The 21,742-nt window shown below is 51.7% G+C and carries 16 protein-coding genes and 2 pseudogenes; 8 read left to right on the top strand and 10 right to left on the bottom strand.

What is annotated here, in order from left to right; genetic code table 11:
* The coding region (locus tag ACFSB2_RS26560) for a transposase (RefSeq protein ID WP_377946267.1) at positions 1-528 on the top strand (528 nt) is incomplete at its 5' end.
* A 197-nt stretch (positions 529-725) separates the two neighbouring features.
* Here ACFSB2_RS26560 and ACFSB2_RS26555 read toward each other — a convergent pair.
* Both ACFSB2_RS26555 and ACFSB2_RS26550 read right to left on the bottom strand, forming a co-directional pair.
* A complete protein-coding gene (locus ACFSB2_RS26555; protein WP_377946266.1) occupies positions 726-2,174 on the bottom strand; it encodes a SpoVR family protein in 1,449 nt (482 codons plus the stop codon).
* Positions 2,171-2,671: pseudogene (locus ACFSB2_RS26550) on the bottom strand (DUF444 family protein); the annotation flags it as partial. The pseudogene ACFSB2_RS26550 and the gene ACFSB2_RS26555, both read right to left, overlap by 4 nt.
* 267 nt (positions 2,672-2,938) lie before the next feature.
* Between ACFSB2_RS26550 and ACFSB2_RS26545 the strand changes: the two are divergent.
* Both ACFSB2_RS26545 and ACFSB2_RS26540 read left to right on the top strand, forming a co-directional pair.
* Positions 2,939-3,466: a 3H domain-containing protein gene (locus ACFSB2_RS26545; RefSeq protein WP_377946265.1), complete on the top strand. Its 528-nt coding sequence runs from the start codon at positions 2,939-2,941 to the stop codon at positions 3,464-3,466.
* Positions 3,467-3,587: 121 nt separating this feature from the next.
* Positions 3,588-4,934 (top strand): purine-cytosine permease family protein, encoded by a 1,347-nt coding sequence (locus ACFSB2_RS26540; RefSeq protein ID WP_377946264.1) that lies wholly within the window; start codon positions 3,588-3,590, stop codon positions 4,932-4,934.
* Between the two features lie 97 nt (positions 4,935-5,031).
* Here ACFSB2_RS26540 and ACFSB2_RS26535 read toward each other — a convergent pair whose 3' ends face one another.
* Positions 5,032-6,549, bottom strand: coding sequence for a recombinase family protein (locus tag ACFSB2_RS26535; protein WP_377946263.1), 1,518 nt, complete (start codon positions 6,547-6,549; stop codon positions 5,032-5,034).
* A gap of 44 nt (positions 6,550-6,593) precedes the next feature.
* A complete protein-coding gene (locus tag ACFSB2_RS26530; RefSeq protein WP_377946262.1) occupies positions 6,594-6,755 on the bottom strand; it encodes a hypothetical protein in 162 nt (53 codons plus the stop codon).
* Between the two features lie 532 nt (positions 6,756-7,287).
* On the opposite strand from ACFSB2_RS26530, the gene thrS reads away from it, so the two are divergent.
* Complete coding sequence (thrS, locus tag ACFSB2_RS26525; protein WP_377946260.1) at positions 7,288-9,198, top strand: threonine--tRNA ligase; 1,911 nt, start codon at positions 7,288-7,290, stop codon at positions 9,196-9,198.
* Between the two features lie 89 nt (positions 9,199-9,287).
* Here thrS and ACFSB2_RS26520 read toward each other — a convergent pair.
* From ACFSB2_RS26520 to ACFSB2_RS26500, 5 genes and pseudogenes are all read right to left on the bottom strand, one after another.
* Positions 9,288-9,950: pseudogene (locus ACFSB2_RS26520) on the bottom strand (DUF444 family protein); the annotation flags it as partial.
* 29 nt (positions 9,951-9,979) lie between these two features.
* Entirely contained in the window at positions 9,980-11,878 is a 1,899-nt protein-coding gene (locus ACFSB2_RS26515) for a PrkA family serine protein kinase (RefSeq protein ID WP_377946259.1), read from the bottom strand.
* Between the two features lie 193 nt (positions 11,879-12,071).
* On the bottom strand, positions 12,072-13,025 hold the full coding sequence (locus ACFSB2_RS26510; RefSeq protein WP_377946257.1) for a UbiA prenyltransferase family protein: 954 nt from the start codon (positions 13,023-13,025) through the stop codon (positions 12,072-12,074).
* Positions 12,934-14,799, bottom strand: coding sequence for a hypothetical protein (locus ACFSB2_RS26505; RefSeq protein ID WP_377946256.1), 1,866 nt, complete (start codon positions 14,797-14,799; stop codon positions 12,934-12,936). The genes ACFSB2_RS26510 and ACFSB2_RS26505 overlap by 92 nt, the downstream gene beginning before the upstream one ends.
* A gap of 327 nt (positions 14,800-15,126) precedes the next feature.
* Positions 15,127-15,855, bottom strand: coding sequence for an alpha/beta hydrolase (locus ACFSB2_RS26500; protein WP_377946254.1), 729 nt, complete (start codon positions 15,853-15,855; stop codon positions 15,127-15,129).
* 390 nt (positions 15,856-16,245) lie between these two features.
* Here ACFSB2_RS26500 and pdhA point away from each other — a divergent pair, with 390 nt between their 5' ends.
* From pdhA to lpdA, 4 genes are read left to right on the top strand one after another with little or no spacing between them, the layout of a single operon-like run.
* Positions 16,246-17,322 carry a pyruvate dehydrogenase (acetyl-transferring) E1 component subunit alpha gene (pdhA, locus tag ACFSB2_RS26495; RefSeq protein WP_377946252.1) on the top strand — a complete coding sequence of 359 codons (1,077 nt, stop codon included), beginning with the start codon at positions 16,246-16,248 and terminating at the stop codon, positions 17,320-17,322.
* A gap of 2 nt (positions 17,323-17,324) precedes the next feature.
* Positions 17,325-18,305, top strand: coding sequence for an alpha-ketoacid dehydrogenase subunit beta (locus ACFSB2_RS26490; protein ID WP_377946250.1), 981 nt, complete (start codon positions 17,325-17,327; stop codon positions 18,303-18,305).
* Between the two features lie 20 nt (positions 18,306-18,325).
* Entirely contained in the window at positions 18,326-19,660 is a 1,335-nt protein-coding gene (locus tag ACFSB2_RS26485) for a dihydrolipoamide acetyltransferase family protein (protein WP_377946249.1), read from the top strand.
* 3 nt (positions 19,661-19,663) lie between these two features.
* Positions 19,664-21,076, top strand: coding sequence for a dihydrolipoyl dehydrogenase (gene lpdA, locus ACFSB2_RS26480; protein ID WP_377946248.1), 1,413 nt, complete (start codon positions 19,664-19,666; stop codon positions 21,074-21,076).
* 81 nt (positions 21,077-21,157) lie between these two features.
* Here lpdA and ACFSB2_RS26475 read toward each other — a convergent pair whose 3' ends face one another.
* Positions 21,158-21,613, bottom strand: a complete 456-nt coding sequence (locus ACFSB2_RS26475) for a hypothetical protein (RefSeq protein WP_377946246.1) — start codon at positions 21,611-21,613, stop codon at positions 21,158-21,160.
* Positions 21,614-21,742: the final 129 nt, after the last annotated feature.

The raw sequence follows: 21,742 nt of genomic DNA, 5'->3' as shown, positions 1-21,742 counted from the left end.
GAAGAACTTGATGGGGTTGTAAAATACAACTCATTTCACAAAGAGCAATCCAAGGCGTGGAAGAATGACCCGAGTCGGGTTGAAAACTGGCACTACGATGCAGACAAAGATACTTGGACGTGTATGAACCAACGAAAGCTGACATTTCAAAGGCAGACTAGAGGAAAAACCGGCAGTGGGTACCAGACGCAGCTACGAACATACCGAAGCGAGAATTGCGAAGGGTGCTTACTCCGGGAACGCTGTACGAAGTCTTCTGGTAACAGAGAGATTAGAGTGAGCCTTGAGTATCTTCGCTACAAGCAGCAAGCCGCCGAACGACTTCGAAGTCCTGAAGGAAAAGAACTAGCCATTCGGCGAATGACTGAAGTGGAGAGCGTGTTTGGGCAGATAAAGAACAACCGTGGATTCAGACGATTCCTACTCCGAAGCCTACCCAAGGTTACCGTGGAAGTTGGGTGGATTTCGCTTGCCCACAATCTGTTGAAGAAAGCCGCTGTTGACGAGATGAGGCAGAAAGTTGGATGAGAAGACCTCATCTTTTTCTCAACTTTTAACAAAAAAACCACCACTACCAAGGAAAAGCTGCCCCGTCAGCGATTTTCAACCGCTTTTGGGACAGCCCCTTCGGTTACCGGCTTTATTTGCCGGTTACCGACTTTATTCACGGGTTACCGACTTTATTTTCTGGTTACCAACTTTATTCACGTTCTACAGCTTCAGTATCACGTATTCACAAAGCGTCGTTGCGTCTTTTTGCCGTCATACGAGAAAATCACATCGCGCCCTTCGACGACGGTTTGCAAATGACATGTTCGCCCCCACACTCGGAATAGGTATGGCATCGTCTTTTCAAGATGCTTCAAGTCCAATTCCGTGCCTTCGTACTCGTGTTTGATGAACAACTCGCCATTGCGATTGTAATCTCCGTCTTCGACATACAGTACAGGAATGCCACCGTTGACGCGCGAGGCAACTATCGAATCCCTGACTTTTTCCCAGTCTGTCTCGACAATGCGCCAGTCGTTGCCGACCTTTTGGTACAGGTACAAGTCGAGATCTTCAATCAGAGACTTCGTCAGATAGTTGCGCAGAAAAGAAACGTCATTCTCCATCTCGCGCACTTCAAACATCTTTTCCCGCCCTTGGTTGGGTTCGCGCAGAAACCGTTCGCGCTCCTCCTCTGTCGGGCTGTTCCAACGCTTCTCAATGTCCTCCCACATGGCCAGCCCTAAGTGATACGGGTTGATGGATGTGCGCGAAGGCAAAACGACGCCCGAATGCATCTTGGCGAATTCGAGCGCATCCTCCTCCAGCAGATCCATTTCGCGCATGATGCGCAAATGCCAGTACGTCGCCCAGCCCTCATTCATGATTTTGGTTTCCATCTGCGGCCAGAAGTACAGCATCTCCTCGCGCAAAATGGAGAGAATGTCGCGTTCCCACTCTTCGAGCACTGGGCTGTTTTCAATGACGAACAGCATGACGTCCTTTTGCGCCGCCCGCGGTTTGACCATCGGTTTTTTGGCTTTTACGTCCGCCTCTGTCTCGCCAATCGACCAAAGGTCGTCGTAAGGCGTCCGGGCGTGATCGGCCGATTGAAAAATAGGCTGATACTCGCCGTGGCGATCGCGATATTGCTGCTGCTTCACTTTCGCCCGCGCGTTGCGGCCATCTGTGGAGCTATCCACATGTTCAGACAACGCGAGTCCAGCATCGAGCAGTTCTTCGACTTTATGCCGATTGTATTTCAACTCATATTGACGAATGCGCTGCGCGCTTGAGGCCATCCGCTCCACCATATCGCGCGAAGTGTAACGAAAGGTGGCATTGTTTTTAAAAAAGTCACAGTGCGCCAGGACATGTGCGCACACCGTTTTGTTTTGCAAGAGCGTGTTGCCGTCGAGCAGAAACGCGTAACAAGGATCCGAATTGATGACGAGTTCATAAATGCGGCTGAGCCCCAATTCGTAATCCAGCCGCATTCTATGAAAGGTTTTACCGAAACTCCAGTGACTAAACCGCGTCGGCATCCCGTAAGCGCCAAACGTGTAAATCACATCAGACGGACAGACTTCATAGCGCATTGGGTAAAAATCCAGCCCATTTTTTTGGGCGATGTCCGTCATTAAATCAATGCTTTTTTCCAGTTCATCGAGTTCTTGTTGGTTCATGCGCTTCTCACCCCATCTCGCCGCGAGAAGAAATGCTTCAACGCGGCATAGATGTCCGTTTTATCGCGAATCACAAAACGGCGAAACACGGGCCAGTCGAGCTTGCCAAAGGCGTTCATCATCGTCGAGTTCCGCCCGTACTGATTCACTTCACTATATCCAAACATTTGTGATTTTTGGCATAATTGTTCAACCAACTTTACACATTTCTCATTGTCGGAAGTCAAGTTGTCACCGTCGGAAAAATGAATTGGATATATATTATACCGATCCGGCGGATAATCCCGATTGATGATGTTCAACGCAAACTCGTACGCAGACGAACAAATCGTGCCGCCGCTTTCCCCTTTTGTGAAGAAGTGTTCCTCTGAAACCTCATGCGCTTCTGTGTGGTGCGCAATGTAGCGAATGTGCACGTTCTCGTATTTCGTGCGCAAAAAACGCGTCATCCAAAAGAAAAATGTGCGCGCGCAATATTTTTCAAACAGTCCCATCGATGTGCGTATGACGTAATTGAGAAAATGCTTGCTCGCCACCACACTGTGCCAGCTTCCCCGCTTTGACAAGAGACCTAGCCACATTGCGCCGCAGCCATTCGCCCTGCTAACATACAGATAGCGGTCTATCCTGAAAATAATACGGCGCCCAAGTGCTACACCATCCGCAATGCCTTGATTGAATGGCAGTTTCATGATTCTGCTGGTGCAAAACGCATCACGCATAGCGGTCTACCATCGTGATCGAAAACGAAAGGAGTGTCTCCCATGTCTGAAATCACCCCCCGCCAGTCCGCCTTGTTGGACGCCCTGCGCACACAAAATACCGAACCAATTCCCGGTCAGGCCCTGGCGCGCCAACTCGGTGTCACGCGGCAAGTGGTTGTCCATGACATCGCATTGCTCCGCGCATTGGGTCACCAAATTCTCTCTACGCCCAAAGGCTATATTCTGCAAACTGGCAGTACGCGGCAACGGACTTTGCTCGCAGTCTCCCATCCCCCCGACAAAGCGGCTGTCGAGTTGTACACCCTCATCGATTGTGGTTTAAGCGTGGTCGACGTGCGTGTGGAGCACCAGATTTACGGCGAAATCACCGGCAATCTATACTTGTCCTCCCGGCGTGACATCGACCATTTTCTCGCCAAAGTGAACGACCAAAACGTTCCCTTGCTCTCTTCTTTGACCGACGGTGTTCACTACCACCTCGTTGAATACGATCACGATCAACAGCTCAAAGAAGCTGTGCAACAGTTGCAGCACGGCGGCATCGAAGTGTTTGACTGGACTTCCTGAACTTCCAGGTTGACTAGAATCCGCACAACGAAAATGAAAACCCACCAACCCTGAAATTGTGCTAGTAAATGTATATACACATGTATATGCTATAATCAGCACAAAAAGGGGGTGGAAGTGCATGTCCAAGCAAGTCACTTCATCTGTCTATGGGGACCGATTGCTGAAAGTAGAACCTTTTGGCATTGAGCAGGTCCCACTCCGTGAACGTCACGGCAATACATTCGGTCAATTCACGCTGTGGCTCGGCAGCAATCTGACCATCGCCGATTACGCCCTGGGCTTTATTCCGGTATCACTCGGGTTGTCCTGGACGTGGGCCATCATCTCGATTCTCATCGGCAACCTACTCGGCGCACTCGTGTTGGGGCTGTGCTCAGCGATGGGGCCGTCGTACGGCTTGCCGCAGCTCATTATCACGCGCCGGATGTTTGGGCGCATCGGTGGTTATCTCCCAGCGCTGCTCAACTTTGTCAGCACGATTGGCTGGTTTACCGTCAACAACATTCTTGGGTCGTTTGGCCTACACGCACTTTTTCCGGGTTTATCCTTTCCAGTTGCGGCAGTCTTGCTCGTCCTTTTGCAAGGGTTGGTCGCAGTCTTTGGTTACAACATCATTCACACATACGAACGCGTGATGTCAGTAGTGCTTGGCATCATGTTTGCCATTGTCACCATCATCAGTCTCGCGCACTTTCATCAGCTCGCAGCTTATCACGCCACCACGCACCATACCGGGTTGGCGGCGATGGTGATCATTGGCGCCATGTTCTCCTATTTGGGTTCCTGGGGGCCGTACGGCTCGGATTACAGCCGCTATTTGCACGCCCATACAAGCAAGTTCAAAGTCGGCTTTTTGGGCGGACTGGGTTCGTTCCTCGCCTCCACCTGGATTGAATTGGTCGGCATGTTCGTCGCCATTTTGGCTGCTGGCAAAGGCAGCAATTCGATTGACGCCTTGCACCTTTCCATGGGCAGCTTCGGCATTCCGGCGACCATCGCCGTCATTCTGGGCGGCACCGCTGCCGACGCCATCAATTTGTACTCCAATTCCTTATCGGCGGCGACGTTAAATTTGCGCTTGCCGCGGTGGTTGCTCGTCGTTGGCGCCAGCGTGCTCGGGCTCATTTTGAGCTTGATTGGGCACGGGCAATTTGAATCGAATTTCGAAAACTTCCTGCTCTTGATTGGCTATTGGATCACGCCGTGGATGGGTGTCCTCTTCGCCGATTTCTACGTGCGCAAAAGCAGCCCAGAGGCTGATGTGAAGTCAGGTGTAGCTTGGCCAGGCTTCATCAGTTTTCTCGCGGGCATCATCGTCTCCATTCCGTTTATGAACAGTTCCATCTATGAAGGCGCGCTGGCGAAAAGCTGGAATGGGTTGGATCTCACCTTTTATGTCGGCTTTCTGGTCTCATTTGTGCTCTATTTGCTGCTCAAACCACGGCGCAAAACGCGCTTGCAATAGCTTTTTGGCGCACCGTACTCGAATCTCTCAAGGGGAGATGCCACGCAGGCAGGCATCTCCCCTTTGCATATGAAAAGACGCTGCAAACATGCGCATCTTACCCTTCTGCACCCCGGTACTTCAAGCCAATATGCGTCACTTCCCGCCCCTTGACGACGACGTACTCTACGAGACTGTGGAGGAAAGCGCGGGTGAAATCGAGATCGGACAAATCCGACGCTTGCAAGTGATACAGGTAATCCTGTACGGGAAATGTCTGTGCGCGCACAGGCAAATCCGTCGCTGTGCGCTTACATTCATCCATTTCGGCGGTGATGGTTTGAATCGTGGATAGATAGTTGTCTTTTAACTGTGTGTAGCTTTGCCTTGGCATATCAGACTCCATCAAAAGGCGCTCCAGCCCCAGTTCTGCCTTCTGCAGTTGGCGCCGCAACTGTCGTAAACGCGTGTCACGCTCGCCTGCCGCTTGTTTGGTCGGCTCAGTGTTGACCGTCATTTCTTTGTACGCTTCCAGCAATCTGAGGATCCATCGCCATAGCGCCTGCTCTATTTTATCTGCTGGCACATTGGGCTGTTGGCACATCTGGCGGCCAAAGCGAAACGCGCGAGAACACGTGTAGTAGCGATACTCCCGCCCCTGGTAACGTTGTTTCTGACAGACCATGCCCGCGCCACACTCAGCGCAAACGAGGATGCCCGTGAGCGGATGGCGGGATCGACCCGGATTTTGCTTGCGGCGCGCGCGCAGTTTCACTTGCGCCTGTTCAAACATCTCGCGGCTGATGATGGCCGGGTGCGTATCTGTGACGACAATCCAATCCTCCGGCGCCATCTCATTGCGCCCCTGAACTTTGGTGTACCCTCTGTCATCAAAAATCCGCTTCAGCGTATTGCGCGTCTTGCCGTAGACCAAGTCGCCGACATATGCCGGATTGCGCAAGACCTGACCAACCGTGCCCCTCGACCACAAACGACCATTTTTCGTGCGCATCTCACGGTCGTTGAGATATGCGGCAATCCGGAACGTGCCATAGTCCTCCGCCGTGTACAGACGAAAAATCGTCTCGACAATTTCCTTCTGCGTGAAATCTATCTCCAACTGGTGCGTATCGCGGTTGAGCACATAGCCAATCGGCGCCTCGCCCATCCACATGCCGCGCCGCGCCAACATCTTCTTGCCGCTCGACACGCGCGAGGAAATGCGCTTGCTCTCCATTTCAGCCATCACCGAGTGAATGCCCAGCAAATCCAATGTCTCGGGTCGATCACTGTCCAAATTGTCGTTGATGGCAATGATCCGCACGCCATATTGCGTAAAGCGGCTGACCACCTCGACATGTTCTGCTTGATCACGACTGATACGGCTGATCTCCTTAAACACAATCACGTCAAACTTCCGCGCTTGCGCGTCGCCAAGCGCCCGCTGAATGGCGGGGCGTTGGAGAAAACGCGTATAATAGCCACTCTGATCAAAATCTGTATAGACACACGCCGCTGCCAGTTCATATGCGTCCCCTAAGCGGCGGATATACTCCTGTGCATACTCCACCTGGTTTTCCAGGCTCTCTCCTTGCATATCTGTACTGACGCGGGCGTAAACGGCGCAACGTTGCACAGGCATTCACCTCCAGCTAAGCCGTCCATCAACATACGCGACAGTTACGTTCCCTCATCCGCTTTGCCGACGAACCGAACATCCATGTCCACACCGTGCGTCTGCAGCAACCAACGCTCAATTTCCTGCAACAACCACGTCTTTAGCTCAGGCGCATCCGCTTTGTAAATCAATTGAGCGCGATCCAACCGGATCTCCCCATCCACTTGTCCCGCCCCCTGACGAATGGATTTGCAACAAGCCCACTCGGTTCAATCTATGCGCTGTGGGTTGTCCAATATGGCACCCATACCGTTCGGGCGCAAAGCGAGGCATTCGAATGAACACGAAATCAGACAGGCCCATCTATCGATCACGCCATTGACAATTGCCATATCTATCCCTTATATTGATCTGCAACTTGATACAATTGACTACAAAACGATGACCAAGGACATGGATGCCCATCCCCGGCCGAGCAGAGAGGAAATTCAGCGGCTGAAAGATTTCCCGGCACAGATGCGCGTTTACCACCTTGCAGTTGCTCTGGGGAAACCTTATTCGCATAGCGAATAAAGTGATTATCTAGAGCCGGGTGCCACATCGCCCCCGTTATCAGATGAAGCGATGCCTTCACTTTGGCATCAAAATTAGGGTGGAACCACGACACGCTCGTCCCTTTGCGGACAGGGTGTTTTTTTTATTTTAAACGTGGTCAGTACAACAATTCAGCCCAGCGGGCGAAAGGAGTCAGATGTCATGTGTTCTGTCAAAGTAAAATTGCCGGACGATAAAGTACTGGAGGTAGAACAAGGAACCACCATCCTGGACGTGGCATCCGCCCTTCGTCCTGGGCTTGGCAAAAAAGCGCTCGGCGGCAAAATCGACGGCCAATTGGTGGATGTGTATACGCCCATCGTGCGCGATGCAGAGGTGGAAATCGTCACGGCGGATATGCCGGAAGGCTTGCACATGCTCCGGCACAGCACGGCCCATCTGCTGGCGCAGGCGCTCAAGCGACGATACGGGGACGCAAGCGTTCAATTGGGCGTAGGCCCCGTGATTGAGAGCGGATTTTACTATGATGTCTCACTGCCTGCCCCCATCTCTGTGAACGATTTAGCTGACATCGAGCAAATCATGCAGGAAATCGCCCAAGAAAATTTGCCGATTCAGCGCGAAGTGGTGACAAAGACACAGGCGCTCGAACTGTTTGCCAACAGCGCGTTGAAACAGGAATTGATTCACGAACTGCCGGAAAGTGAGGTCATCACGCTGTATCGGCAAGGCGAATTTTACGATCTCTGCCGCGGACCTCATGTCCCCAATACAGGGCAGCTCAAAATTTTTAAGCTGCAAGCGGTGGCTGGCGCCTACTGGCGTGGGGATGCAAAGCGCCAGATGCTGCAGCGCATTTACGGCACGGCGTTCGCCAAAAGACAACAACTGGAGTCGCACTTGCAGTTCGTGGAGGAAGCGAAAAAGCGAGATCATCGCAAACTGGGCAAAGCGCTGGAGTTGTTCATGTTTTCCGACGAAGCGCCGGGCATGCCCTTCTACCTGCCAAAAGGCCTGACGCTTCGCCAAACGCTGGAAGCCTATGAGCAGGATCTGCAAATGCAGACAGGTTACGAGGAAGTGCGGACACCGCTGTTGATGAACCAACAATTGTGGGAACAATCCGGCCACTTTGCGCACTATCGCGAAAATATGTACTTCACGGATGTGGAACAGGTGAAATTTGCCCTCAAGCCGATGAATTGCCCTGGCCACATGTTGATCTATAAACACAAGCTGCGTTCCTACCGCGACTTGCCCATCCGCATGTCGGAAAATGGCCAGGTGCATCGCCACGAATTGTCTGGCACACTCAATGGCATGATGCGCGTGCGGACGTTTACGCAAGACGATGCCCATATCTTTGTGCGGCCGGATCAAATTGAAACGGAAATTGCGGACATCATGCGCCTCATAGACCAAATGTACGGCCAATTTGGCTTTGACTACCGCTACGAGTTGTCGACACGGCCAGACAATTCGATGGGAACGGATGAACAGTGGGAAGAAGCGGAGTTGGCGCTGAAAACGGTCTTGGACCATCAGGCGTTGTCCTATCACATCAATGCAGGCGACGGCGCGTTTTACGGCCCGAAAATCGACTTTCACATTCAAGACGCGTTGGGACGCAGTTGGCAGTGCGCCACCATTCAACTGGACTTCCAGATGCCTGAAAAGTTCGATCTCAGCTACATGTCGGAAACGAGCAGCAAATGCCGCCCTGTCGTCATTCATCGGGCCATTTTTGGCTCGATTGATCGGTTTCTTGGCATTTTGCTTGAACACTATGCGGGCGCATTTCCCGTTTGGCTGGCGCCTGTGCAAGTTGGCATCGTGCCCATCAACGAACGCCATCACGCCTATGCGGCGCAGATTCAACGCGAGCTGACGGCCGCAGGGATTCGCAGTGAAGTGGACAGTCGCAACGAAAAAATTGGCTACCGCATTCGTCAGGCTCAACTGCAGAAACTTCCCTATTTACTCGTCATCGGCGATGCGGAAATCGAGAAAAATCAGATTTCTGTTCGGCAACGAGGGAACAGCGAGATCGACGTCGCGTCGCTTGACGGTTTTAAAGCGGCGTTGTTGGCGGAAATTCAACACAAACGTTGATTGATGTTTTACAGAAGATCTGTGGCAAGAGATTGTGCAGGCGTTTTGCCAAAAGCGCCTGCGCGCCTTTTTCCCAATTGCGCCACATCCAGAGACCCGGATAGATCCATCATGGCCAGAATGACAGCGTTGGAATCTGGCTTTTCAACATCTTCCCACGTTTTGTAACGCAAATCTTCCGGAATGATCTGCACGCTTGGCTTGGCGTTCAGCGCATTGCGGCGAATCGCTTCGAGCAACGTCCGTTTTTTGTCGATGTTGCCCGAAAGGCCTTTTTTGCGCACATCGCGAAATTCATAGCTGTCCGTGACCATTTCATCTGCGCTTTTGTCGGCCAGATCAGGCAATTCCAACTCCTCGAACAGAAGCGCCTGAATCTCTTCGAGCGCAACGCCAGCCTCGGTGTAATCCACACCCGGCTGTTCACCGGCGCCTTCGCCCTTGCCCGGCTGTTGTTGTTTTGGATCCCGCCCTTTGGCAATCACGTCGCCAACTTGGGAATCCCCTTGGCCGGTTCCAGCTTGGCGTCCTTTTTGGAAATTATAGCGAATGCGATATTCATCCAGAGAACGGATAGGCACTTTGACAATCTGGTGGCCGTCACTCAGGATGAGGCTTTCGTCGCTGACGAGATCCGCCAGATTGTCCTTGATGGCCTGTTTGACCTTCTCCTTGTGCCGCTCTTGGTCTTGCTGCCCTTTGCGGTGCAGCGACCAATCCTCCTTTTGCAGTGTAAAGTAGACGTTTGCCACGCAGAATCCCCCCTCGCAAAACTACTTCCCTATCGATTCAGGAGGCTGCCTGTGTAACGCAGGAGTTCGTTCGCGCATGACGGGCAATAGCCATGATTGTCAATTAAGCGCGCGGTCACCTCGTTCATCTTCTTCAACTGCTGTTCGTCCGGCGTCTTGGACGAAGTCGTGATTTTGACGACGTCTTTCAAGTCGGCAAACAGTTTTTTCTCAATCGCCTCGCGCAACCGTTCGTGCGAGTGATAGTCAAACCGTCTACCACGCCGCGCATAGGTTGAGATGCGAATGAGGATCTCCTCGCGAAAAGCGCGTTTGGCATTCTCCGAAATCCCGATTTGTTCCTCGATAGAACGCATCAACCGCTCATCTGGGTCCATTTCTTCACCTGTCAATGGATCTTTGATCTTTTGCCAATTGCAGTACGCCTCGACGTTGTCGAGATAATTGTCCAGCAGCGTCTTGGCAGACTCCTCAAATGAGTAGACAAACGCTTTTTGCACTTCGTTCTTTGCCGTCTCGTCGTACTCCTTGCGAGCGAGTGCGACGAAATTGAGCAGGCGTTCCTTATCTTCCGCGCTGATGGAGGCGTGCTGACTCAATCCATCTTTAATTGCGCGTAATACATCTAGTGCATTAATGCACTGAGTGTCACGGCGAATGAGCGCGGTGGAGATCCGATTGATGATGTAGCGCGGATCCAACCCAGACATTCCTTCGTCTGCGTACTCATTTTGCAATTCTTTCAAATCCGCGTCCTTCATGCCTTCAACGGTCTGGCCGTTATACAAAAAAAGCTTTTTGAGTAAATCGACACCTTGCTTTTTCGATTCCTTCAGCCGCGTCAGAATGGAAAAGATGGCCGCTGTCCGCAGCGCGTGCGGCGCGATGTGCACATCGTTCAAATCGCCTTGGTGAATCAGTTTATCGTAGATCTTCACCTCGTCATCCACCCGCAGGTTGTACGGCACAGGCATGACAATCATGCGCGATTGCAGCGCTTCATTTTTCTTGTTGGCAATAAAACTGCGGTACTCCGCTTCATTTGTGTGCGCAACAATCATTTCATCTGCGGATATCAACGCAAATCGACCGGCTTTAAAATTCCCCTCCTGTGTCAGACTCAACAGGTGCCAGAGAAACTTTTCATCGGACTTGAGCATTTCCTGGAACTCCATCAGTCCGCGATTCGCCTTGTTCAACTCCCCGTCAAATCGATAGGCGCGCGGATCTGACTCAGAGCCGTATTCCGTGATAGTAGAAAAATCGATGCTCCCGGTGAGATCGGCAATGTCCTGTGATTTTGGATCCGACGGACTGAATGTACCGATACCGATGCGCTTGTCTTCGGAAAACACGACGCGCTCAACCGGCATACCCCAGATGTTTCCGCCATATTCTTGGTCAAGCCGCATTTGGCAACTGGGACAAAGGCTTCCTTCGATGCGTATGCCGTACTCTTTTTCAAACTCTTCTCGCAATTCAAGCGGGATAAGATGTAAGGGCTCCTCGTGCATCGGGCAGCCCTTGATGGCATACACCGCCCCCTCATCCGTGCGGGAATATCGCTCCATGCCCCGTTTCAGCATCGTGACAATGGTCGATTTCCCTCCGCTGACAGGCCCCATCAAAAGCAGAATGCGTTTGCGAACGTCCAAGCGCCGCGCTGCCGCGTGGAAGTACTCTTCCACCAAGCGCTCCATGGTGTCAGACAAACCGTACATCTCCCGCTCAAAGAAGCGGTAGTGCCGACGCCCGTCGGCATCTGTCTCAATGCCCTCCGCTGCAATCATATCGTATATTCGGGCATGGGCAGTCTTGGCCACGCTTGGTTGTTCTTTTACAATGTCCAGGTATTCTCTAAAGGTGCCCTCCCAGCGGAGTTTCTCTTCCTGTGCACGGTAAGTATTGAGGCGATCAAGAAAACTCATGGTTCCATCCCCTTCCTAGTGCAAGTGCGCCAAGTAGCTGATGAGCATGCCGGTTGTAAATTGCACTCCATGTGACGAAATCATGAATGCATAGCGCACAATGATGGACGCCTTTTTACATCCTATTCGCTTGCTGCTTGGCCACATTCACCAGCTTGCCAGAAGGAGAAAAGAAACTGACTGACTGCTATTTTCAGTTAAATAGGTAGAGAATGGTGATGACAGAAATGACGAACAAGCTCACGGTCACAAGCACAGGCTTGTCTTTGAGCAACAGGATCTCAGGTCGGCCGCCGAGCTGTTTGAGATGCACCAGATGATAATAACGAAGTACACCGAAGCCAACGAAGGGGATGGTCAGTGTCAAGTAACGTGTATGAGTGGGCGAGCAGGTAAACAAGATGTAGGTGACAATCAACGCCCCAGCTAGGACGGTACTGAGCAAATTGAGCAATGGTAACGAGTAATGCTGCAGAACTTGACGCCCCTCACGCCGCCGCGCTTTCCACGCCACGAATTCGTACCGGCGTTTCCCGACAGCCAAAAATAAAGAGAGAATCAAGGCGCAACACAAAAACCAGGGTGTCAAGCGAACACCAATGGCCATACCGCCCGCCGCTGCCCGCATGACAAACCCAGCCGCAATGGTCAGAACATCCACCAGCGCGATCCGCTTCAAATATAGAGAATAGAGCACATTTAAGCAAAAGTAACAGAGCAACACGCCAAAAAACAGCTCGTTCAAGCGCCAGGCCAGCCACAATGAAATGACCCATACGCCAAATCCAACACCGATGGCATAGGCCGGTTTCAATAAGCCCGAAGCCATCGGCCGATGCCACTTGTCCGGATTGTTGCGATCCGCCTCTAAATCGACCAGATCATTCAAAATATACACGCAGCCGGAGACAAGCGAAAACAGGAAAAAACCCACAGCGGCGCTGCCGAACATCGCAAACGTGACCCTCGGGATGGTAAAAATCAAAGCGGCGAACAAAAGCCCATTCTTCGTCCACTGAATCGGCCGTAATTGCATAAATAACAGCCAAGCGAGATTAGGACGACGATCTGACGCGGAAAACGTCATACCCCGCGGATTGGCTGTATGGCGCAAAGCGTCGATGGTCTTGACGAGCCCACTTATCATAGGGATCCCCTTTCACGGTCATGATGTACCGGATGTCCTCGACCTGTACCTCGTGAAGGAACGTGGCTCGACTTTGCATCTGGAACTTGTACACGTTATTTTTGGCGTGATCGCCAAATAGCGGATAAGGGAATGGCACATCATCTGCCATGCCGATATTGGTCGGTCCTTTGAGCGCATCCACCCAGTGATACTCCGGATACACGACACTGCCGACGGTGCGCGCTTGTGGCGGCGTCGCAAAAGCGTTGTGCACGGCTTGAACAACCTGACTGGCGTGCTGTGTGTCCATCTTTGCAAACAGTGCGGCGCCAACCCCATACGAACCGCAAACAATGACCAAGACAAGCGAGTACAGTGTCGTCCACAGCCACTTTTGGCGAAGCCGTGCGCAAATGTAAACGAACGACCAAGCGCCCAGCGGGATCATAAACAGTGTGTATCTGCCCCACCAATTTGCGGGTTGCAGGATGAACATGACGATGAGCGGCACCATCACCTGATAGCACAACTTTTTATCTTTCACTAATGCATAGAAAAAAGTGACAACCAGGGCAGGCCATTCGATGAACGTCCAAATGACGCCAAAACCGCCGATGTGCATGTCATACGAGTAATTCGTGGGAATGCGCGTCCAGGAAATCCAAACCTGCTGCCACCACGGCTTATGTAAGAGTTGGCTTGGCGTGTTCGGATTGATAATCAATTGCGCCACCGAGCCTCGCCCAGCAAACAGCACGTGCCCAGCGATGGAAACCGTAAATGGATAGACTGGATTGCCGTAGATGATCCACGTATGAATGTACCATTCGCTTCCGAACAGCAGTATCGGAAAGACAAGCAGACATAGACAACCGACGATTTGCTTAGCTGTCACCTGATGTTTGCGGTAAAACCGCGCAAACTGCACCAGCATGACAATGAAGCAAACAGCGATGTACATCACCGCGTCCGATTTGATGCCGAGTGTAATTCCGCCTGCCATCCCCGACAATAACATGTATCGCCAATCACGGGAACCCATAAACTTCAAATAGCCATAGAAAAATATGAGAAACATCGCACAAAACGCCAGGTCGTTGTAGTCTGTCGTCGCTTGTAAAATGACCGTTGGCGCCGTGAAAAACAAGGCGCCGGAGATGATGGCGCCGGATCGACTAAGCCCAATCACACGCGCGCTGGCCATGGTCGCAATGACGCCGACGATGCCGAACAACCACTGCCCCAAATGGATCCAGTGATCGCTGTCGACCGACATGTAAAGCCACGTATAGAGCAATTCGGCATTTTTCGGATAGACATTGGCCCACAGCGAGGCTTGTATGTCCACAATCCGGTGCTCGTGCATCCAGGTGGCGACAGACACCAAGTGGTACCCCAGCGCATCATAGCTGTAAGGCGGTAAGACATGGCCCATATAGGCGCAAAACGCAAGAAAGATGACGAGCATCAAACCAAAGACAATGCCGCTCCAGTGCCAGCCGCGCACCGGCCACTTGAACTGCCTTACTGACGGGAGCAAGCGCTCACCTTGACGGTAGACGAGTGCAGCAGAGATGAGCCAGAACAACACATCGACGCCAAAGAGCGTCAGATTGGTCAGATGTTCGATGCAAGCCCCTGCAATGAATACAGATGTGATGATCTGCGTCACAAACAGCAGCGTAAACGTCACTGCGCGGTCTTTGCCATCGTGAAAACCAAAGCGCTTGGTGAACAGATATGCGCTCCACAAGTTGAACATTGCAGCTAAAATCCATAGTACAGTGGTCATCGGGTATGCGTACTCATTTCTCTATATTTGTCATTCAAATGTATTTTGCAGGAATGATTTGAAAAACGCTACATGTAAAAACGCGACAATTTTTACCTTGAAGCCAGTTGATGCCATTGTGTGCGCCATCCACGATGCCCGATTGACTGACATTTTCCCGATTCTGCTGGCGCGGGACGCATCACGCGTGGCGGCTCTAATATATAGTGACGTAGCATGCCCCTACAATGTTTCAATTCTTTTTGATGATGACGGCAAAAGATGACCGTCCACGCAAATGTGACCAACCCAGTGATTCAGGTTGGTCACATAAATATATACTGCCTGTTACTTTATATTTTTCCCCAGCCAGCGCAGCGCATCTGGCAGTTCCTTTTGCCAAAATCCCCAAATGTGATTGCCGTGACCGACGCGATATTCAACTTGCGCCCCTTTGTCAAACAAGATGTCCCGCATGTCTTCATTATATTGATAAAAGTTAAACACGCCGCCGGATGGCGTCTTCGCTTGTGTCTCCTCGTCGCCAACCACCATATAGGCGTATAGCCGACTCAATTCAGAGGTTTCTCGTATGTACGCTTGCACGTCCGGGAAGTATGCGCCGGAAAACAGAATGAGCGTATGAAAATACTGCGGATACGCAAGCATAAACCCGAGCGACGCGACCGCCCCCAACGAAATGCCCGCCATCAACCGCTGATGATCATCCACATTGTACAGGCCATCTAGCATCGGCAGGCACTCTTCAATAACAAACCGTTGGTATGCGCCGTGCCGCGCACCGTCTAACGCATAGTCATCACGCCGCTTGTTCAAGTTGACGGCGATGCCTGCTATTAAAAAAGGCGGGATTTCGCCATCCAGCATCAGTTGATTGGCAATGGTCGCCACGCGCCCATGTGTAAAAAATTCCAATCCATCGTGACAATAGACGATGGGCAAAGGAACAGCGGGATCGTAATTGGGGGGCACAAATACTTTGATGTTCCTCTCTTCATTGAGAAACTTGCTTTGCAAACTGTGCGACTCAATTTTGCGTTGGGTGTCTAAAGTCATGCAGAATTCTCCTCCTGAAAATCATTTGATGCCTTGATGCTGCGCCTCTTCGCGCAACTTGATTTGCCGGATACAGTCATGATCCGCCCTCGCATTTCAGAGTGCATATCAGCATCTGCACAGCGCCGTCGTTCAATTCGAAATGGTGTCATTTTGCTTCGAAAAAGAAAGCGCTGTTCTAAAACTGTTATAGTCTACGCGCTCTCTTATTCTATAACAGTAAAGTTAAAGCGTGATAAAAGTGATTCGCACGCGCTGCTATTGTGTATTATAATGTTTGATGGACTGTATCACTACTCGTGTATCCTGTCCTCGCATAAAGGACGAACGATACATAAGCGACGTTCGCAAACACGCAAACAAGCTTCCGGAATGAGGTGACCAATCATTATGAGCAAAACGCTCACAGAACACTCGATTTCATACGTGCAGGTTCTGGACGAGAACGGCAAAGTTGTATCCCCGGATCTGGTGCCGAATTTGACGGATGATCAGTTACGTGAACTGATGTCTCGTATGGTATTTACACGCATTTTAGATCAACGCGCGGTCAAATTGACCCGTCAAGGTCGTCTTGGTTTCTACGCGCCTGTGTCTGGGCAAGAAGCATCGATGATCGGCAGCGAGTACGCAACGGTAAAAGAAGACTTCCTCCTGCCGGGATACCGTGACATTCCGCAAAGTCTGTTCCATGGCTATCCACTCCATCAACTGTTTCTGTACTCCCGCGGCCATCAGTTGGGCGGACGCGTTCCCGCAGATGTGAACGTCATGATTCCGCAAATCATCATTGGCGCGCAAATCGTGCAGACACCTGGTGTGGCGCTTGGCTTTAAGCTGCGCGGCGAGAAACATGTCGCGGTGACCTACACAGGCGACGGTGGTTCATCACAGGGCGACTTCTACGAGGGCATGAACTTTGCTGGCGCAATGAACCTGCCTGCTGTGTTCATCGTCCAAAACAACCAATACGCGATTTCCGTGCCGCGCGAAAAGCAGACGAAAGCTGAAACCATCGCGCAAAAGGCGATTGCAGCCGGCATTCCTGGCGTGCAAGTGGACGGCATGGACGTCCTGGGCGTCTATGCGGCGACACATCAAGCCGTCGAGCGCGCGCGCAACGGAGAAGGTCCGACCCTGATTGAAGCAGTGACGTTCCGTTATGGCCCGCACACCATGGCCGGGGATGACCCGACGCGCTACCGCACAAAGGAAACAGAAGCCTCATGGGAATCGAAAGATCCGCTGATTCGTTTCCGCAACTATTTGGAAAGCAAAAACCTGTGGTCCAAAGAAGATGAAGAAAAAACCATCGAAGAAGCCAAAGAGACCATCAACGAGGCGTTGAAAAAGGCCGACAACGCCGAAAAGATGACGGTTGAGGGCTTGATTGACTCGATGTTTGAAGAACCAACGCACGAACTTAAACGCCAACGTGCCGAAATTACTGGCGAGGGGGCAAATTAAGCATGGCAGAAATGACAATGATTCAAGCCATCAACCAAGCGCTTGAACTGGAACTCGCGCGCAATGACAAAGTACTCATCTTTGGTGAAGACGTAGGGAACAACGGCGGTGTCTTCCGCGCGACGGAAGGACTGCAAAAAAAATTCGGCGAAGATCGCGTATTTGATACACCACTTGCCGAAAGCGGCATTATGGGTCTGGCAAACGGACTGGCTGTGCAAGGCTTTCGCCCAGTGCCAGAAATTCAGTTCTTCGGTTTTGTCTTTGAGGCGTTTGACCAAGTCTCCAGCCAAATTGCGCGTCTACGTTATCGATCCGGCGGCAGATTCACCGCCCCAGTGACCATTCGTTCGCCGTTTGGCGGCGGTGTACGCACGGCAGAACTGCACTCTGACAGCCTGGAAGGCCTATTCCTCCAATCCTCTGGTCTGAAAGTGGTCATCCCTAGCTCGCCATACGATGCCAAGGGCTTGCTGCTGTCCGCCATCCGCGACAACGACCCGGTTCTCTTCCTGGAACATATGCGCTTGTACCGCTCGTTCCGCCAAGAGGTGCCGGAGGGAGATTACACGATTCCACTCGGTCAGGCCAATGTCGTGCGCGAAGGAAAAGATGTCACCATCGTCACCTATGGCGCAATGGTCGGCGTATCGAAGCGGGCAGCTGACAAATGGGCAAAGGACAAAGGACTCGAAGCTGAAGTCATTGACCTGCGCACCATCAGCCCCATCGACATTGAGACCGTGGTGAATTCCATCAAGAAGACAAATCGCGCCATTGTCGTTCAAGAGGCGCAACGCTCCGCTGGCGCAGCTGCGGAAATCGTCGCCCAAATCAACGAGAACGCGATTTTCCATCTAGAGGCGCCCGTTTTACGAGTGACGCCGCCTGACACAGTCTATCCATTCGCCATGATTGAAGATGAATGGCTACCAACCGTCGAATCCATCACCAAAGGTTTAAACAAAGTGATCGAACTATAAAAATTTGGAGGTGAACTTACATGGCACTTTTTGAATTCCCGCTTCCGGAGTTGGGCGAAGGCTTGCACGAAGGCCGCATCAGCAAGTGGCTCGTCAAACCGGGCGACAAAATTGAAGAGGACGACGCCGTCGCCGAAGTTGAAAACGACAAGTCATTGGTCGAATTGCCCTCCCCTGTCGGCGGCACCATCAAAGAGCTCAAGGTTTCCGAGGGGACAACCTGTGTCGTCGGCGACATTCTGCTCACCGTTGAAGTAGAAGGGGACATCCCGGCAGCTGCGCAGGCCCAGCAAGAAGAAGCCAAAGCTGCAGCTGCGGACGAGCAACACGAGGAAACGTCGGCAACTGCCCAACAAGCGCAACCCGCAGCCGAAGCACAAACGGCGCCCCAGGGGAACAACGCTGTCGTCAAAAGTTCGGCTCACGACGTATTGGCCACGCCGGGCGTGCGCAAATATGCGCGTGAACAAGGCGTGAACATCACTCTGGTCACAGGTACTGGCAATCACGGAAAAGTGACCAAAGCCGATATCGACAGCTTCAAAGCAGGCGACCAGCAACCAGCATCAGCCAGTGCACAAGAATCCACGGCACAGGCTGCAGAAACGACCGAAGCTGCGGCAACTCCAGCACAGGCGCAATCTAGCGGCTACGAAGCTGAAGAGCGCATCGCATTGCCGATGATTCGCCAAGCCATTGCCAAGGCGATGGTCAAGAGCGCCTTCACAGCGCCGCATGTCACGCTGATGGACGAAGCAGATGTCACCGAATTGGTCGCGCTCCGCGAAGAATTGAAACCTGCGATGGAACAACGCGGCGTCAAAATCACGTATCTGCCCTTCATCGTCAAAGCCTTGATTGGCGCACTGCGCCGCAGTCCGAAGTTGAACTCCGTGCTGGATGAAGAAAAACAGGAACTGGTTTTGAAACACTACTACCACATCGGCATTGCGACAGATACCGAACGTGGACTGTTGGTGCCTGTCGTCCGCGACGCTGACCGCAAAAGCATGTGGACCATTGCAGAGGAAATCAACGATTTGGCCACACGTGGCCGCGCAGGGAAGCTGGCGCCGAACGAAATGCGGGGCAGCACCATCTCCATCACCAACATTGGTTCTGCCGGCGGGATGTTCTTCACACCAATCATCAACTACCCGGAAGTCGCCATTTTGGGCGTCGGTCGGATCAGTGATAAACCTGTCATCAAGAATGGCGAATTTGCTGCTGCAAAGATGATGTCTCTGACTTTGAGCTTTGACCACCGCGTGATTGACGGTGCGCTTGGCCAGAACTTCATCAACGATATCAAACGGTTGTTGGAAAACCCGCGTCTCTTACTCCTGGAGGTGTAATACATGGTAGTTGGCGAATTGTTAGAAGAAGTTGACGTCCTTGTCATCGGCGCAGGCCCTGGTGGCTATGTCGCAGCAATCCGTGCCGCGCAACTCGGCAAGTCCGTCACCATTGTCGATAAAGCAGAACTCGGCGGCGTATGTCTGAATCGCGGATGTATTCCGTCCAAGGCGCTGATTTCCGCCGCTGAAAAATATGAAGCTGCCCATGAATCGTCCATCCCTGGCATCGAAACCACGGCTAAATTGGACTTCAAGCAGGTTCAAACATGGAAACAGTCTGTTGTCAACAAGATGACAAGCGGCGTGTCCAGCTTGTTGAAAGGCAACAAGGTCACTGTGCTGGATGGCGAGGCATTCTTCACAAAACCAGACGAAGTGCGCATCATGCACGAAAATGGCGGCCAACGCGTTCACTTCGAAAGCTGCATTGTCGCAACGGGATCGCGCCCAGTTGAACTGAAGGCCCTCCCGTATGGCAAGCGCGTCCTCTCTTCAACTGAAGCATTGTCGCTGGAAGAAGTCCCGGGCAGCTTGATTGTCGTCGGCGGTGGCTACATCGGCATTGAATTGGGTCAAACATTTGCGAAGTTCGGCTCAAAAGTGACCATCATCGAGGGAACGGACGGCATTCTCCCGCTATTTGACAAACAAATGACCCGCCTCGTCGAGCGCAGTCTGAAGAAATATGACGTGCAAATCGAGACGAAAGCAATGGCCAAATCGGTCGAAGAGACCGACTCGAGTGTGAAGTTGACCTATACCGACAAAGCTGGTGAGGAAAAGACCATTGAAGCCGACTATTTGTTGGTGACTGTCGGCCGTCGCCCGAATACGGACGAGCTTGGCCTGGCGGACGCTGGCATTGAATTGGACGAAAAAGGCCTCATCAAAGTGGACCAACAAGGCCGCACTACCAATCCGAACGTATTTGCCATCGGTGACATCGTGCCTGGCGCTGCGCTCGCGCACAAGGCGTCGTACGAAGGCAAAGTGGCTGCGGAAGTGATTGCAGGCAAGGCAAGCGTCGTGGATTATCGTTGTATTCCTTCGGTCATCTTCTCTGATCCAGAGATGGCTTCCGTCGGACTCAGTGAAGAAGAAGCAAAGAAAGAATATGCATCTGTCGCTGTCGGCCGCTTCCCCTATGCAGCAAATGGCCGCGCAACCGCGCTGAATGCGGACGCTGGCTTTGTGAAGCTGATTTCGGACAAGGAAACCGGCGTTCTGGTCGGCGCCCAAGTGGTTGGTTTGGAAGCTTCCAACCTGATTGCCGAATTGGGACTGGCGATTGAAATGAGCGCGACACTTGAAGATATTGCGCTCACCATTCATGCACATCCAACACTTGGCGAGATGGTGATGGAAGCCGCAGAAGTCGGTCTTGGCGAGCCGATTCACATCGTCAGCCGCTAAGCGCACTTAAACTACAGTTATAGAAATGGCGTGCCACAATTGGCACGCCATTTTTGTTAAAGCAGTACTCTTCAGCATCCATCACTGCGGGATAAACCGTATGAACTCTGATTTTGCACGTTTGCGAACATAGTAAACACTATAGATCACAACTGCCAAAACACATTGTAAGAGTCTTACTAATGGCACAATTGCCCTTGTTTCACCGGAGCCAGCAATCCTAGGATCCTTCATGTATTTATCAAAATATCCAGAAGCATGAACACCAATCCAGCTACCAAAATATACAATTCCAATAATAACTACTGCGTAAACACAATATGTTCCCATCCGTTTGAGTTTATTTGATTGTACTGAGCTACTCAAACTTGAGAACCAATATGGGAATACCCAATACATAAAAGACCACATAATTAAACAGAAAGCGGAATTGTAGCCCATGCTGTGCCAGCACACCTGTGTCAACAACAAATAAAAGATTATCGCTAATCCCGGCGCAATGACATGTATAACCCATAATCTGATTCCTTTACTCATGTATATCACCCCGCTATACAAAAGGCGTATATAGTTAGGCTTCATTATACCGTTCGGCATGTTGATTTAGCATAAGATTCTCAATACCTCTACAGTAAGAAAAAACGGAGTGCAACGCGCTTTGCGAAT

It is taken from the genome of Alicyclobacillus fodiniaquatilis (assembly GCF_042678105.1).
Lineage (GTDB): Bacteria > Bacillota > Bacilli > Alicyclobacillales > Alicyclobacillaceae > Alicyclobacillus > Alicyclobacillus fodiniaquatilis.
Note: the sequence above shows the minus strand (reverse complement) of the source record. Positions and strands in the feature narration are given on the sequence as shown.

Coding starts and splice junctions, on each gene's coding strand:
- pdhA (WP_377946252.1), top strand. CDS start 16,246: ATGAGCAAAACGCTCACAGAACACTCGATTTCATACGTGCAGGTTCTG.
- ACFSB2_RS26555 (WP_377946266.1), bottom strand. CDS start 2,174: ATGAACCAACAAGAACTCGATGAACTGGAAAAAAGCATTGATTTAATG.
- ACFSB2_RS26485 (WP_377946249.1), top strand. CDS start 18,326: ATGGCACTTTTTGAATTCCCGCTTCCGGAGTTGGGCGAAGGCTTGCAC.
- ACFSB2_RS26475 (WP_377946246.1), bottom strand. CDS start 21,613: ATGAGTAAAGGAATCAGATTATGGGTTATACATGTCATTGCGCCGGGA.
- ACFSB2_RS26515 (WP_377946259.1), bottom strand. CDS start 11,878: ATGAGTTTTCTTGATCGCCTCAATACTTACCGTGCACAGGAAGAGAAA.
- ACFSB2_RS26500 (WP_377946254.1), bottom strand. CDS start 15,855: ATGACTTTAGACACCCAACGCAAAATTGAGTCGCACAGTTTGCAAAGC.
- lpdA (WP_377946248.1), top strand. CDS start 19,664: ATGGTAGTTGGCGAATTGTTAGAAGAAGTTGACGTCCTTGTCATCGGC.
- ACFSB2_RS26490 (WP_377946250.1), top strand. CDS start 17,325: ATGGCAGAAATGACAATGATTCAAGCCATCAACCAAGCGCTTGAACTG.
- ACFSB2_RS26505 (WP_377946256.1), bottom strand. CDS start 14,799: ATGACCACTGTACTATGGATTTTAGCTGCAATGTTCAACTTGTGGAGC.
- thrS (WP_377946260.1), top strand. CDS start 7,288: ATGTGTTCTGTCAAAGTAAAATTGCCGGACGATAAAGTACTGGAGGTA.
- ACFSB2_RS26545 (WP_377946265.1), top strand. CDS start 2,939: ATGTCTGAAATCACCCCCCGCCAGTCCGCCTTGTTGGACGCCCTGCGC.
- ACFSB2_RS26510 (WP_377946257.1), bottom strand. CDS start 13,025: ATGATAAGTGGGCTCGTCAAGACCATCGACGCTTTGCGCCATACAGCC.
- ACFSB2_RS26540 (WP_377946264.1), top strand. CDS start 3,588: ATGTCCAAGCAAGTCACTTCATCTGTCTATGGGGACCGATTGCTGAAA.